This window comes from Stenotrophomonas sp. 109824_Sma (assembly GCF_056480025.1).
This window is the reverse complement of record NZ_CM151078.1, coordinates 107,279-120,858: the sequence shown is the minus strand read 5'-3', so window position 1 is coordinate 120,858 and position 13,580 is coordinate 107,279. Positions and strand designations below refer to the sequence as shown.

13 protein-coding genes are annotated in these 13,580 nt (G+C 69.1%); 3 read left to right on the top strand and 10 right to left on the bottom strand.

Annotation, left to right across the window (positions count from 1 at the left end):
- Positions 1 to 43 precede the first annotated feature (43 nt).
- A complete protein-coding gene (locus tag ACZK1G_RS00505; RefSeq protein ID WP_049444434.1) occupies positions 44 to 871 on the top strand; it encodes an META and DUF4377 domain-containing protein in 828 nt (275 codons plus the stop codon).
- Between the two features lie 142 nt (positions 872 to 1,013).
- Positions 1,014 to 1,472, top strand: a complete 459-nt coding sequence (locus ACZK1G_RS00500; protein ID WP_049444482.1) for an META domain-containing protein — start codon at positions 1,014 to 1,016, stop codon at positions 1,470 to 1,472.
- A 126-nt stretch (positions 1,473 to 1,598) separates the two neighbouring features.
- On the opposite strand, the gene ACZK1G_RS00495 is transcribed toward ACZK1G_RS00500, so the two are convergent.
- The 9 genes from ACZK1G_RS00495 to ACZK1G_RS00455 all read right to left on the bottom strand — a co-directional run bounded on the left by ACZK1G_RS00495 (position 1,599) and on the right by ACZK1G_RS00455 (position 10,564).
- Positions 1,599 to 2,210 (bottom strand): YbhB/YbcL family Raf kinase inhibitor-like protein, encoded by a 612-nt coding sequence (locus tag ACZK1G_RS00495; protein WP_101764671.1) that lies wholly within the window; start codon positions 2,208 to 2,210, stop codon positions 1,599 to 1,601.
- Between the two features lie 10 nt (positions 2,211 to 2,220).
- Positions 2,221 to 4,290, bottom strand: coding sequence for a tetratricopeptide repeat protein (locus tag ACZK1G_RS00490; protein ID WP_049444430.1), 2,070 nt, complete (start codon positions 4,288 to 4,290; stop codon positions 2,221 to 2,223).
- Positions 4,291 to 4,346: 56 nt separating this feature from the next.
- On the bottom strand, positions 4,347 to 5,336 hold the full coding sequence (locus tag ACZK1G_RS00485) for a YheT family hydrolase (RefSeq protein ID WP_042359058.1): 990 nt from the start codon (positions 5,334 to 5,336) through the stop codon (positions 4,347 to 4,349).
- A 52-nt stretch (positions 5,337 to 5,388) separates the two neighbouring features.
- Positions 5,389 to 6,180, bottom strand: a complete 792-nt coding sequence (locus tag ACZK1G_RS00480) for a lysophospholipid acyltransferase family protein (protein WP_101764669.1) — start codon at positions 6,178 to 6,180, stop codon at positions 5,389 to 5,391.
- 118 nt (positions 6,181 to 6,298) lie between these two features.
- Entirely contained in the window at positions 6,299 to 6,733 is a 435-nt protein-coding gene (locus ACZK1G_RS00475) for a hotdog fold thioesterase (protein WP_075675718.1), read from the bottom strand.
- Positions 6,734 to 6,743: 10 nt separating this feature from the next.
- Positions 6,744 to 8,801, bottom strand: a complete 2,058-nt coding sequence (locus ACZK1G_RS00470; RefSeq protein WP_049444424.1) for a phospholipase D family protein — start codon at positions 8,799 to 8,801, stop codon at positions 6,744 to 6,746.
- Positions 8,798 to 9,415 (bottom strand): YceI family protein, encoded by a 618-nt coding sequence (locus ACZK1G_RS00465; RefSeq protein WP_049444423.1) that lies wholly within the window; start codon positions 9,413 to 9,415, stop codon positions 8,798 to 8,800. Before ACZK1G_RS00465 ends, ACZK1G_RS00470 begins: the two co-directional genes overlap by 4 nt.
- 4 nt (positions 9,416 to 9,419) lie before the next feature.
- On the bottom strand, positions 9,420 to 9,896 hold the full coding sequence (locus ACZK1G_RS00460) for a SixA phosphatase family protein (protein WP_101764668.1): 477 nt from the start codon (positions 9,894 to 9,896) through the stop codon (positions 9,420 to 9,422).
- A 38-nt stretch (positions 9,897 to 9,934) separates the two neighbouring features.
- Entirely contained in the window at positions 9,935 to 10,564 is a 630-nt protein-coding gene (locus tag ACZK1G_RS00455; protein ID WP_010487235.1) for a ParA family protein, read from the bottom strand.
- 123 nt (positions 10,565 to 10,687) lie between these two features.
- Between ACZK1G_RS00455 and ACZK1G_RS00450 the strand changes: the two genes are divergently transcribed.
- Positions 10,688 to 12,172, top strand: a complete 1,485-nt coding sequence (locus ACZK1G_RS00450; protein WP_005420987.1) for an AAA family ATPase — start codon at positions 10,688 to 10,690, stop codon at positions 12,170 to 12,172.
- A gap of 629 nt (positions 12,173 to 12,801) precedes the next feature.
- Here the strand turns inward: ACZK1G_RS00450 and ACZK1G_RS00445 are convergent.
- Positions 12,802 to 13,437: a tetratricopeptide repeat protein gene (locus ACZK1G_RS00445; protein ID WP_049444419.1), complete on the bottom strand. Its 636-nt coding sequence runs from the start codon at positions 13,435 to 13,437 to the stop codon at positions 12,802 to 12,804.
- Positions 13,438 to 13,580 lie beyond the last annotated feature (143 nt).

The window sequence follows — 13,580 nt, the reverse complement described above, 5'->3', positions numbered from 1 at the left end:
GGCCCCACCCCGTTTCCCCCACGGTTCCCCAAGGAGAATCACCATGAACCGCAAGCTCACCCTGCTCCTCCCGCTGGCCCTGATGGCCGCCTGCAGCCAGACCCCGGCCCCGGCCGGCAACGGCGGCGACGACGTGGCCCCGGCCGCGGCCAAGGCAGCAGACCAGCAGACGCTGGCGCACCTGGATGCGCAGCGCCTGCAGAGCCAGCACTGGCTGCTGCAGCAGGCCACCGGCGCCGACGGCAAGCGCATCGACGCGCTGTTCGCCCGCGAAGACAAGCCGGTCACCCTGGACTTCGCTGATGGCCGCCTGTCGGTCAGCAACACCTGCAACCGCATGGGCGGCGGCTACACCCTGGCCGACGGCAAGCTGACGGTCAGTGCGATGGCCTCGACCCTGATGGCCTGCACCGACAAGGCGCTGATGGCGCTGGACGAAGCCGTGTCGAGCCGCCTGCAGGGCGAGCTGAAGGCCGAGCAGGATGCCGATGGCAAGCTGACCCTGACCAACGCCAAGGGCGACGTGCTGGTGTTCAACCCGGAGCCGACCGCTGAAACCCGCTACGGCGGCGCCGGCGAAACCGTGTTCCTGGAAGTGGCCGCCAAGACCGAGAAGTGCTCGCATCCGCTGATCCCGGACTACCAGTGCCTGCAGGTGCGCGAAGTGAAGTTCGACGACAAGGGCCTGAAGCAGGGTGAGCCGGGCAAGTTCGAGAACTTCTACGGCAACATCGAGGGCTACACCCACGAAGACGGCGTGCGCAACGTGGTGCGCGTGAAGCGCTACGAAGTGAAGAACCCGCCGGCCGATGCGCCGTCGCAGGCGTACGTGCTGGACATGGTGGTCGAGTCGGCCATCGAGAAGAAGTAAAACCACAGAAGGGCGGCCGCGAGGTCGCCCTTCTTCGTGGTGGGTAGAGCCGGCCGCTGGCCGGCTGCCCTGCGGAGCACCGCCAACACACGGATGTTGCCGGCCAGCGGCCGGCACTACCCACATGCATCGGGAGATCGGCATGAAGCATGTCCCCGCCCTCATCGTTGCTGCGCTGCTGGCCATGTCTGCGGATGTGGCCGCTGCCAGCACACCCAGCACCGATCAGCTCGAGGCACACCGGTGGCAACTGGAGCGCGCCACCGACGCGCAGGGCCGGCGCATCGATGCGTTGTTCGTGCGCGGTCGACCGCCCTACACGCTGCGCTTCCAGCCCGGTTACATGAGCCAGTTGAACCTGTGCAACCAGGCCAGCAGCACCTATCGCCTGCAAGGTGACCGGCTGGTTCTTGAGGGCGGCATCATCACCACGGCCGCCTGCATCCGGGCCGAGGTGGCCGAACAGGAACGTGTCGCCGGGACGGTGGTGAATGCGCGCGCAGAGATGACACTTGCGCTGGATGGGCGTGGCCGCCTGCTGCTGCGCAACGCACATGGCGATGTGCTGGAGTTCGCGCCGGTATCCGGTACGGACGAATGAAAAGGGCGGCCGAAAGGCCGCCCTTCTTCATGGTGGGTAGAGCCGGCCGCTGGCCGGCTGCCACGTCTGGCTCAGGCAGCACACGGACGTTGCCGGCCAGCGGCCGGCACGACCCGTTATGCCGCCTCAGCCCAGCGCGGGGTTCAACGTGTAGGTGCCATGCAGCGTCGCTTCGGCCAGCACGTGGCCGTGCATGGCGCGGTAGGCGTCGGCGGCGGTGAAGCGTGCCGGCAGCTGCAGCGAGGCCACGTCCAGCGCGAACACACGGAAGAAGTAGCGGTGCACGCGCTCGTCGTTGAACGGCGGGTACGGGCCGTCGTAGCCCAGGTAGTCGCCGGCCATGTCCGGGTTGCCGGCAAACCAGCCGGTGAAGTCGTTCAGGCCCTGGCGGCTGCCTGCCGGGCCGGCCGGTGCGGACTTGCCCTTCACCACGAAGCCGTCGCTGCAGCTGCCTGCGGCGATCTCGTGCACCGAGGCCGGGATATCGGCCATCACCCAATGCACGAAATCACAGCGTGGCTGATCGCGCGGCACGCTCATGTCGGTGCGGCCAACCGTTTCCGGCACGGTCGGCACGTCCGGATCGACGCACACCAGCAGGAACGAACGGGTGCCCTCCGGCACATCGCTCCAGGCCAGGTGCGGATTGCGGTCGGGTGCGAAGCCCGCGGCATCGCCGGCGGCGAATTCGCGGTCGATCGGTGCACCGTTGGTCAGGCTGTGGCTGCTCAGTTGCATCGGCGTGTCCTCACTCTTCCGGGTAACCCAGGCGCACCGCGATCGGGGTGAGCTTGGCGAAGGCGGCGCTCATCACGTCGCGGTAGTTGCGCCAGTGGCCCGGCGGGAAGCGCGGCGCGCCCAGCTGCGCGGCCGGCGGCATCGGCCGCTCGAACAGGCGGCCCAGCAGATCGGCCATTGCCTGCGGATCGTTGCCGATCTGGTCGATGCGCAGCAGCACCTGCGGGTACAGGTCGTCCTCGTGCAGCGCGGCGACCTGGGCCAGCGCGCGCGCCAGCCATTCGCTGGCTTCGGCCAGCGAGGTCATCGCCAGCGGTGCAGCCGCACCGTAGGCCACCCAGTCCAGCAGCATGTCGCGCGGATCACGCAGCACCACCAGCAGGCGGCCCTGCGGCAGCTGCGGGCGCAGCGCCCACAGCAGCGCGTTGTCCCACCACAGCAGCCAGTCGATGACCGCGTCGTCCTGCACGCCGCGCGACGGCAGCTGTTCGCGCCAACGCTGCACCAGCCGCTCCGGGGTCAGCACGCCGGAGGCGAGGTCCTGCAGCGTGTGGTAGTTCTGGAAGGCGTCGTCAGGCGCGTTGGAGGTATAGCGGTCGCTGCGCAGCACCGGGCTGGCGGCGGCCAGGCCGGTCGCCACGCGCTCCACGCCCGAACCCGGCGCGCCCCACAGGAAGATCGGCGCGGAGGTGGCATCACCGTCGATCTCGCCCTTGTCCGGCCAGCTCGGCGGCGCCTTGGCCTGCGGCGGCAGCGGCAGGCGCTGCGAGGCCTGGTCGGCCTGCAGTGCCAGCCAGGTCTGCAGCGCATCTTCGTGCTGGCCGGCGCGATCCTGGATCTCACCCAGCCAGGTGCGCAGGTCGGCGCGGTGGCCTTCCGGTGCCATGTCGATCAGCGCCTGCACGCGGGCGACCGCGGCGGCCGGATCGCGTTGCAGCAGGCCTTCGACCAAACGGGTTTCGCCGCTGACACGACCCGGTTCGAGGCTGACGATGCGCTCGGCGATCGCTTCGGCCTGGGCGTGTTCGCCCACCATGTCGTGCAGGCGCAGGCGCGCTTCCAGCGCCGGCAGGTGGCCCGGCATCGCGTCCATCCAGCGCTCGACCGTGGCGGCGGCGGTGGCACTGCCAACCTCTTCCACCGCCAGGCGTGCCAGCCACAGGTCGTGCAGCTGCGGGTGCTGCTCCAGGGCGGCATCCAGGCGGGCGCGGGCCTCGTCTTCGCGGCCCAGGCGCTGCCAGGACATCAGCAGCAGCTGCAGCACGTCGCGGTCGTCAGGCAGCGACTCCAGCAGCGGCAGCAGGTGCTCCAGCGCCTGCAGCGGCTGGCCGCCGCGCAGTGCCAGTTCGCCGGCCAGGCGGCGCATCGATGGCGTATCCAGGCCCTGCTGCTGCAGCGCGATCTGCATCGCTTCGGCGGCAGCGTCCAGGTTGCCCTGGCGCATGGCCAGCTGCACCACCAGGCCATGCAACGAGGCAATGGTGGGGTTCAGTTCCAGCACGCGGCGGAACGCCTGCTCGGCGAAGGCCAGCATGTTCTTGCCCAGGTAGGCAAAGCCCAGTGCGTAGAGCACGCGAATGTCGTTGGGCTGGGCCTGGTTGGCGGCCGACAGCAGCGTCAGCGCGCGATCGGCATCATCGCGGCGCAGCGCGATCATGCCGTCGATGGTCAGCAGTTCCGGGTGGTCCGGTTCGACACGCGAGGCCAGGGTGGACAAGCGCTGCGCTTCATCGAAATCGTTGCGGCCGATCGCCAGGTGGGCCTGCATCAGGTAGGCGGCGAATGCGTTCGGGTCCAGCCCGGTGGTGCGCGTCAGTGCCTCGCCCGCGCCGTCGAACTGGCGCAGGGCCAGCAGCAGGCCGGCGTGCTGCAGGTGCAGCTGGGCATTGTCCGGGGCCAGCTGCAGCGCCTGCTGCAGGGCCTGCATCGCGTCCTCGGCCTTGCCCTGCTGCTGCAGCGCAAGCGCCAGCCAGCGGTGGGCCTCGGCCTGGCCGGGTTCATCACGGGTCCACGCCTGGGCCAGCTGCACGGCCTGGTCGGCCTCGTTCTGGCGCAACGCTTGGATGATCTGGTCTTGCATGGCGGTCCGGTTCAAGGGCAAACCCGCATTGTAGCGGCCTGCGCGCCCGTGCCGGTTCAGCCTTGCAGCACGCGCTGCAGGCGCTGCGCCACCCAGCGCTCGGAGAAGCCGTCACCGCGCCAGTTTTCCAGGAAGCCGCAGTGGCCTCCCCAGCAGGCGGTTTCCAGGTGCGCCTGGCGCGGCAGCTGCCAGTCGCTGAAGGTCGCGTACGGGATCACCGGGTCGTCCTGCGCCATCAGGATGTCGGCCGGCACCTGCAGGGTGGACAGGCGATCGCCGGCAATCGAGTAGCCATCGAAATAGGCCTGCAACGAGCCGAAACTGGTGTGGCGTTCGACCAGCCAGGCGGTCAGCGCGCGGATGTCCAGCTTCAGCACGCGGTCGTCGCAGTCGCTCAGCTCGGGGAACAGGTCGCGCTTGCGCCGCAGCGAACCGGCCCACTTGCGGCGGAAGTACCAGTCGTACATCGCCGGGCCGTTCTCGATGCTTTCCATGGTCAGCGCCGGGTCCAGCACCGGGCATACCGAGGCCACGCGCAGCAGCGGCACGCCGGCCGCTGGCGCGCGCAGGGCCAGGCGCAGCACGAAGTTGCCGCCCAGCGAATAACCGGCCGCCACCAGCGGCAACTGCGGCCAGCGCTGGGCGATATCGCCCGCGGCATGCACGACTTCGTCGATCAGGTTGGAGTGGAAGATGCCGGGGTTGAGATGATGGGTATTGCCGTGGTCGCGGAAATTCAGCCGCACCACGTCGAAGCCCTGTTCGAGCATGCGCGCGGCCGCCATGCGCATGTAGCTGGATTCGGCGCTGCCTTCCCAGCCGTGCAGCAGCAGGGCCATGCCCTTGGGTTCGCGGCCTTCGACGTGGCTGTGCCAGCCCTGCAGGCGCACGCCATCGCCGCCGTCGAGGATCAGTTCTTCGCTGATCGCGCCGGTCGCGGCCAGCAGCAGTAGGCCGCGCTGCAGGCGCATGCGGCTGGAGCTGAGCATCGACTGCAGGTGCGGATTGCGCAGCCAGCGCGGAGGCTGGTAGTCAGCCGCGTGCAGCGTCGGCGTGCCGGCGTCCAGGACGGGTGGCGGGATCAGGGCCACCGCACCCTCACCCGGTGCTCATGGCCGCCACGATGCGCGCGCGCGAAGTCTCCGCGATGCGCCGACGGCCTTCCAGGTCCTGCGCACCGATCGGTGCCAGGAAATGCACTTCTGCACGCCGCGCCGGCTCACCGAGCAGGCGCAGGAAATTGGCGAAGAAACTCTCGCCGGGACCGAATGCGACAATGGTCTGCGCATCGCCCCTGACGCCGTACACCAAGGCCACCGGCTGCACCGGCACGCCGGTTTCAACCGCCGCCTGGAAGATGCGGGCATGGAACGGGCCGACTTCATGGCCGCCGCGGGTACGCCCTTCCGGGAACACGCCCACCGCCTTGCCTTCGCGCAGGCGATCGGCCATCACCTGCATCACGCCACCGAGTGATTCGGTGTTGCCGCGCTGGTGGAAGATGGTCTGGCCACGCGCGGCCAGCCACCCGACCAGCGGCCAGCTGGCGATCTCGCGCTTGGCGACGAAGCCCATCATGCGCTGGCTGTGCAGGATGCAGATGTCGACCCAGCTGACGTGGTTGGCGACGAACAGCACGGCACCGGGCAGCGGCCTGCCGATCTGCACCAGGCGGAAGCCGAAGATCCACATCAGCCCGCCCTGCCACCAGTTCACCACCTTGGCACCGAAGGTCGCTTCGCCCACGCGCAGTTCGCCCCACGGCCGAAGCATGCCGATCAGGATGAGCGGCAGGAACACGAGGATGTGGACCAACAGCAGCGGTACGCGGTACAGGTAACGGCACACACGCGCCACGCCGCCACGGGGGGCCGGAGTGGGGGAAGTCATCCGCGCACGATACCGGAGGGCCGTCATCGCTGCCAGCCGATTTAGGCCATAACCTCCATCGACCGGGGCAATCGGCAGGGAACGCTGGGTTCCGCTGCCGTCACCGGCCGTCCGAGGCTCAGCCGTGGCCGGCCGCCACCACCGCCAGGGTCAGCCGCGAGATGCATACCAGCCGGCCCTGCTCGTCCTCGATGCGGATCTCCCACAGCTGGGTGCTGCGGCCCACGTGCAGCGCGCGGGCAGTGCCGGTCACGGTGCCCGAACGCACCGCACGCACGTGGTTGGCGTTGATTTCCAGGCCCACGCAGATCTGTTTCGCGGTATCCACGCACAGGTTGCCGGCGCTGCTGCCCAGGGTCTCGGCCAGCACCACCGAGGCGCCGCCATGCAGGATGCCGTAGGGCTGGCGGGTGCGCTCGTCCACCGGCATGGTGGCCTGCAGCCAGTCGTCACCGGCCGCGCTGAAGACGATGCCCAGCGACTCGATCGCGGTGTTGCGGCTGAGCGTGTTGAGCTGCTCGAGGGAAACGGCTTCGCGGAACACCTGGGTCATGCGGGCACCTTCAGAGGATGGGAACGAGGCCAGCGCCGAATGCGGTCAGCATGCGTACCAGCAGCCACTTCGGGCCGACATTGACCTCGGGGAAGTCGCCCACGGCGACATAGCAGCGGTGGAAGCCCGGGTCCTGCCGCGGCAGCGGCTGCGGGCAGTCCGGACCGGGCTTGAACTCGTAGTCGGTGGCATAGCGCCACGGCCAGAAGTCGAGGATCGGCAGTGCTTCGGAAGCCTTGCCGACGCTGTAGTTGAGCCCGGACAGCACCGGCGGCTTGGCCCGCGGCGCCACCGTCCACGAGTTCTGCGGGTGGGTGTCGCGCAGGATGCTCTCGGCCAGCTGCTCGGCGAAGGCCGGGTCATCGATGATCACCGCGCCTTCGGTGTTGTAGTTCTCGCTGCGCGGATCGAAGTTGTGGGTACCGACCACGCCGATGCGGCGATCGACCACCAGCGACTTGGCATGCAGGCCCATGCGCGCGCCCTTGCGGGTGACCGGCAACGGCTTGTTGACCGCCTTGCTGCCCAGGAACGAGGGACGGGTCTCGGTGCGCAGCAGGCGGGTCTCGACCTCGCTGCCGGCCGCGCGGCGGCGCTCGCGCGCGTTCTGGTAGGCACTGCCGGTGCGCGGATGGTTCACCGGCCCCTGCTTGCCGGTGGGTGCCGGGGGCTCATCGCGATCGCGGCTGTCGCCGGCGTTGCTGCCGGCGGCGCTGCCGCCGATCAGCGGATTGCGCCCGCCGTCGTCGTCGCCTTCCGCCGCGGCGATCGGGTCGGGCAGCAGGTTGCGGTAATCGACCGGTGCATCCAGCGGGAACGGCTTGTATTCGAAGATGTTGAAGCCCAGTTCGCGCATGTTGCGCCGCTTGTACTTGTACGACAGCGCATACACGATCGGGTTGTCGGTAGCCGCCAGGCTGTTGCTGGACACCACCACGCGCGGCGGCTGCGGGCGCTTGCGCAGCTCGCGGAACAGCTTCTGCGCCGGCTTGGACAGCACCAGGTACGGCGTCTGCAGGATCACTTCCTTCTGCGCGCCGGCGATCAGCGCATCCAGCTGCGGCTCGGTCACGTGCTGGCCGGCCAGCGGCGCATCGGCCTTCTCGCGCCGGTGCTTGCGCGGCAGGTCGGCGACATAGCGCACCGAGGCCACCGGCAACGCGGTATCGACGAAGGAACGGCTGACGAAGTCCATGTCGTTGGCTTCGGCACTGACCCGCTGCACCCGCTCGGGGCGTCGGAAGCTGGCCGGCGGCAGGGTCGGCACGCCCTCGCGCAGCAGGGTGCGGCCGACATCGTTCAGGCGCTCGGCCGGCACGCTGCGCCTGGCGCGCCAGAAGGCATCGAAGTTGGCCGCCATCGCCCGCGCCTCCGGGCCGGCGATCAGCACGTCGCGGTCGCGGAAGTTGTACTCGCGGTCCCAGTCGTAATAGTCGTCCTGGTAGTTGCGGCCGCCGACCACGCCGATCGCATCGTCGATCACCAGCAGCTTGTTGTGCATGCGCTGGTTGAAGCGGCGGAAGCAGCACAGCACGCTGCCGGCATAGTCGAAGTAGTTCAGCCGGGCCTTGCCGAAGGTCGGGTTGTAGACCCGCAGCTGGAAGTTCTGGTGCGCCCCGGACAGCGCGCCGAGGATCTGCAGGTCGGAGATCGCCGAGAGCTGGTCGATCAGCACCCGCACCTTCACCCCACGCCGCGACGCGGCCAGCAGCTCGTCGATGACCAGCCGGGCGCTGTCGTCCTTGTCGAAGATGTAGGTCTGCAGGTCGATGCTGCGGGTGGCGCTGCGCAGCAGGTTCAGGCGCGCCACCAGGGCGCCCTCGCCCTCGTCGAGCAGGGTGGCGTAGTGGCGCGGCTGTTCCGGGGTGGATTCGGTGAACGCCCGCCCGGCCAGCGCACGCAGCGGCGAGTCCTGCGCACAACGGTCGGCACGCTGGCAGTCGACGTCGGTCGAGCGCGCCTGCACGGCGATCGCTTCGGCGCGGTCACGCTCGGCATGCGAGAGCGATGCACAACCGCTGCCCAGCAACACGGTTGCCAGCGCCAGTACACGCAGCAGGAGGTTCACGGTTTCGGCGCCTCGCTCAGGCGCGCACGCAATACGAAGGTCACTCGGTCACTCAAGGCAAGCTGCCAGCTGTCCATTCCATACCGGCCTCGCTGCACGGTACCGCGGCTGACGACGTCGCAATCATAGCCGGGTCGGGCGCACTCCGCTTTCTCGACCTGCAGCGACTCGGGGTGGCTGATGCCGCGCAGGGTCAGCCGGCCGTTGATGTCGCCGCCCTGTTCCACGGTCTCCGGCCAGTATGGCAGCGAGTCGAACTCGACCACCGGATGGCGCCCGGCATCGAAGAACTCCTCGCCACGCATCCAGCCCGTATAGCGTGCCTTGCCGGGGATCTCCACCGAACGGGTGAACATCTTCAGGTGCACCTGGTGGCGGCCATCGGACAGGATCTCGATACGCCCCTCGAAGTGCGGGAACACGCCTTCGATGCGCTGGCCGAAGCGGGTGCGCACCTCGAAGCCGATCCGCGAGCGCTGGGTATCCAGGCGCAATACCCGTGGCGCTTCGGCGGACACGGGCGGCAACGGGGTCGGTGGCGGCGCCGCGGCCCAGGCCGGGCCGAGCGCCAGCAACGCGGGCAGCAGGAAGCGGCTGCGCCGCGCCAGGCTCATCGGATCACGGCCACCAGAACGCGTTCAGGCTGGCCACGCCGGGTTCGATCGAGGCCTCACGCGGGAAGCCAAGCACGGCCACGCCGCCCGGCGGCATGCCGCGATAGTCACTGCTGGTGCCGTCGGTCATCAGGGCCACCAGCTGCTCCAGGCCCGGGTTGTGGCCGACGATCAGCACCCGGTCCATGTCACGACGCTCGTCCACCAGCGCCGCCAGGGTGCCCGGGGTGGCTTCGTAGATACGGTCTTCCAGGCGCTTTTCGACATAGCCGATGGCCGTCATCACCGCTTCCAGAGTCTCGCGGGTACGTCGCGACGGCGAGCACAGCACGCAGTCGGGCAGCAGGTTGTTTTCCTTCAACCACTTGCCGGCGGCTTCGGCCTCGGCGAGCCCTACCGGCGACAGCGGCCGGTCGAGGTCGGCCTGGCCGGAAACGGCGGGTTCGGCATGGGCATGGCGCAGCAGGATCAGTTCACGCATCGCGGGTTTCCATGAAAAGAGGGTGGAGACGTGCAGCGTTACAGCTTCAACCAGGACAGCAGCGGCTCCCAGTCGGCCTGGTGCTCGCGCACCTGGGCCGAGCGGTAGTCGAACAGGCTGCGGCCCAGGCCGGTCATGACCACGTAGCTCTGGCTGTCACGCAGCTGCGCGACCACCGGGTACGGCCACTCGCCCAGCATCTGCAGCGCCTGCTGCGAGGTCTGGGTCCAGGGTTTGGTGCGGTTGAGGACCAGCCCCACCGGCAGCTTGCGGCTGTGCACGCGCGGGTTCTGGGCCAGGCTGTTGAGGAAGCCGACGATGGCTTCGATATCCAGTGCCGAGGGCAGCACCGGCACCACCACGGCGTCGGCCGCGTCCAGGAAATGGGGGATATCGTCGGCCAGCGCACCGGCTGGTGCATCGATGATGACGGTATCGGTACCGTCCGGCAGCTTCTGCGCCCACTGCTTCTTCCGATACACATCGATGGGGAGCACCGCGCTTTCCAGCCCGGCACGCCGTTGTGCCCAGCGGGTGCTGGAGCCCTGCGGGTCGGCATCGGCGATCACCGTGGCCTTGCCCTGCAATGCCGCGTACGCGGCCAGGTGGGTGGCGACGGTGGTCTTGCCCACCCCGCCCTTGGAACCGGCCACCAGGATCGTCTTCATGCCAGCCTCGCTTCCGGGTACGTGCCCCGAGCGTACACCGGCGGTGGTGACGGGAGGTAGCACCGTGCTGAACCAGTGGCCATCGCCTTTGCTATCGTGGCGCCCCCGAAGGATCGAACCGGCATGAGCGAACTGCAGGACCTGAGCGCACTGATCCGCGCCAATACCCCCCTGATCGTGATCGAGACCCAGGATGAGGGCCGCATCGTCGAGCTGTTCCGGCAGACGCTGATGCACGTGTGGCGGGCCCTGCACCGCTGGTCCATCACCGAGGGCCTGCGTCGCATCGACCTGGACCGCGAGGACCCGCCGGTCGGTCCGCCCGATGCCAGCGCCGCCCTGCAGATGATCCGCCAGGCCGACCAGCGGGGCGTCTACCTGCTGCTCGATTTCCACCCCTACCTGGGTTATGCCAGCCACCAGCGCGCGCTGCGCGACCTGATCCAGCGCCGCCACAGCGAGCCGCACGTGCTGGTGCTGATCGGCGCCAAGGTCGAGTTGCCGGCCGAGCTGGAAGCGCTGGCGGTGCGCTTCAACCCGCGCCTGCCCGATGCCAATGCCCTGCTGAAGATGCTACGCGAGGAGGCCGATGCCTATGCGCGCGAGCACGGCGGCCGCCGCGTCGAGGTCGACAGCGAGGCGGTGAAGAAGATCCTGAAGAACCTGCAGGGCCTGAGCCTGGTCGATGCCCGCCGCATCGCCCGCCAGCTGATCTACGCAGACGGCGCGCTGCGCGACGACGACCTGCCGCAGCTGGCACGGCTGAAGTTCGAGCTGCTCAACCGCAGCGGCCACCTGTTCTTCGAGCATGACAGCGCGCGCTTCGGCGACGTGGCCGGCGCCAACCGGCTCAAGCGCTGGATCAGCCAGCGCCGGGTGGCTTTCATCGCCGGCTCGGCACCGGCCGGCCTGGACCCGCCGCGCGGCATGTTGCTGCTGGGCGTGCAGGGCTGCGGCAAATCGATGCTGGCCAAGGCCACCGCCGCCGGCTTCGGCGTACCGCTGCTGCGCCTGGACGTGGGCGCGCTGTACAACAAGTACCACGGCGAGACCGAGGCCAACCTGCGCCAGGCGCTGGCCTCGGCCGAGCAGCTGGCGCCCTGCGTGTTGTGGATGGACGAGATCGAGAAAGGCCTGGCCAGCGGTGGCGAGGACGGTGGCGTATCGCGCCGCGTGCTCGGCTACCTGCTGACCTGGATGGCCGAACGCAAGGCGCCGGTCTTCATCGTCGCCACGGCCAACCAGGTGCACGAGCTGCCCGCCGAACTGCTGCGCAAGGGCCGCTTCGACGAGATCTTCTTCGTCGACCTGCCCACCCCCGAAGTGCGCGTGGAACTGCTGCGGCTGCACCTGGGGCGACGCCAGCTCAATGGCGACGACTTCGCGCTGCCGGCGCTGGCGGCGGCGGCGAATGGTTTTTCCGGCGCCGAGATCGAGCAGGCGATCGTGGCCGGGCTGTATGCGGCGCACGCCGAAGGCCGGCCGCTGGATACCGAGCTGCTGATGAACGAGATCCGTGCGACGCGGCCGCTGTCGGTGCTGATGGCCGAGCAGGTCGAGGCATTGCGGGCGTGGGCGTCGGGGCGGACGGTTTCCGCGGACGACTGAGGTTCCCGCGAACGGCGCAGCCCCTCGTGGCTGGTCGCTCAACGCAAATGCCGGGTAGGGCCGGGCGGGTAGGCTGCGCAGGGGGCGCTGCAAGTACGTCCCTGTAAGCTCGATCGCCGCATCCATGCGGCTCACGCCCCTGCGCAGCCTACCCGCCCGGCCTCTGACAGTTCCCGGGGCGTCCATCCACGTAGAAGAAAGTAGAAGAGCAAAAGCAAAAGCGCTTGGCTGGCTGCTTTTTGTAGAGCCGAGCCCACGCTCGGCTGCATTTCGATCAGATATCGAATAGTTGATTCCGATGCGGATGCATCCACGCATGGCGTGGATCTACCCACCGTCGCCGAGAACCTGTCGGGGTCGGGGCGGTCTGGGGCTGCAGGACCGTTGGCGCCATGGATGGCGCCATCGAGCCCCCAGGGGTGAGGGCGCTTTGCCTGCGAGGCATGCCTCGCAAGCGCCCGAACGCACAGCCGCCAGCGGCTGGGCCGGACCCCGGAGGGGGGTTTACGGCGTGTCCTGCAGCCCCAGACCGCCCCGACCAAGCCACAGATAGCTCAGAGCCGGCTGTTGCTGTTGCTCCAGCCGTTGCCTCTGCGGGTGCCGGGTGCAACCCGGCCAACCCCCTTCCCTCAGGGCCAGGCCGGCGGGGCGGCCGCCCAGGCCTGCTGCACTTCCGCCAGCGAGGCGCGCTCGTCGTCACGCCACAACGGCAACAACTGCGCATAGCGGCTGCTGTCGCTCCATTGCGTCGGCTCGGTACGCACCGCTGCGGCATACCACTGCACCGCCTCCTGCTTCTGCCCGGCCCGCCACAGCGCCAGCGCATAGGTGGGTGGCAACCAGCCCGGCTTGCTCAGCGAACCACCTGCGGCGGCCTGCCATTGCTCCAGGGCCGCCTCGGCCTGGCCCTGCCGCAGCAGGTCCCAGCCGTAGTTCCAGCGCACGCCACGGCCCAGGCTGCCCTGCACCGGCGCATCCTTCAGTGCTTCGCGATACAGCTGTTCACCCAGTTCGGTGCGGCCCTGCGCAATGGCCACTGACGCCAGCTGCACGGTGGCCTCCACGGTACGCCGGCCGCGCTCGCGCTGCTTGAGCAGCTGCGCCACCAGTTCATCCCCGTCGGACTGGACCACGACCATCGGCACGGCGGCCGCATCGCTGTCGAAGTAGAACTCCTGTGGTGCCGGCACCGCCGGCGCGGCCCACACCGGGGCCGTTCCCGAGACCAGCAACATGCTGCCCAGGATCTTTCCTGCAACTGACATCCCTTCTCCCCAGGCCGCAACCGCAGCCTCCCTCTCTCTCCCCGATCCTAACCCCAGCATGGCCGCCGGCGCGAGTGCCGGGGCGGAAGGGCCTCGCTGCTACAATTCGCGCCTTTCCCGCCGCGTGCCTGCACGCGGCCGGT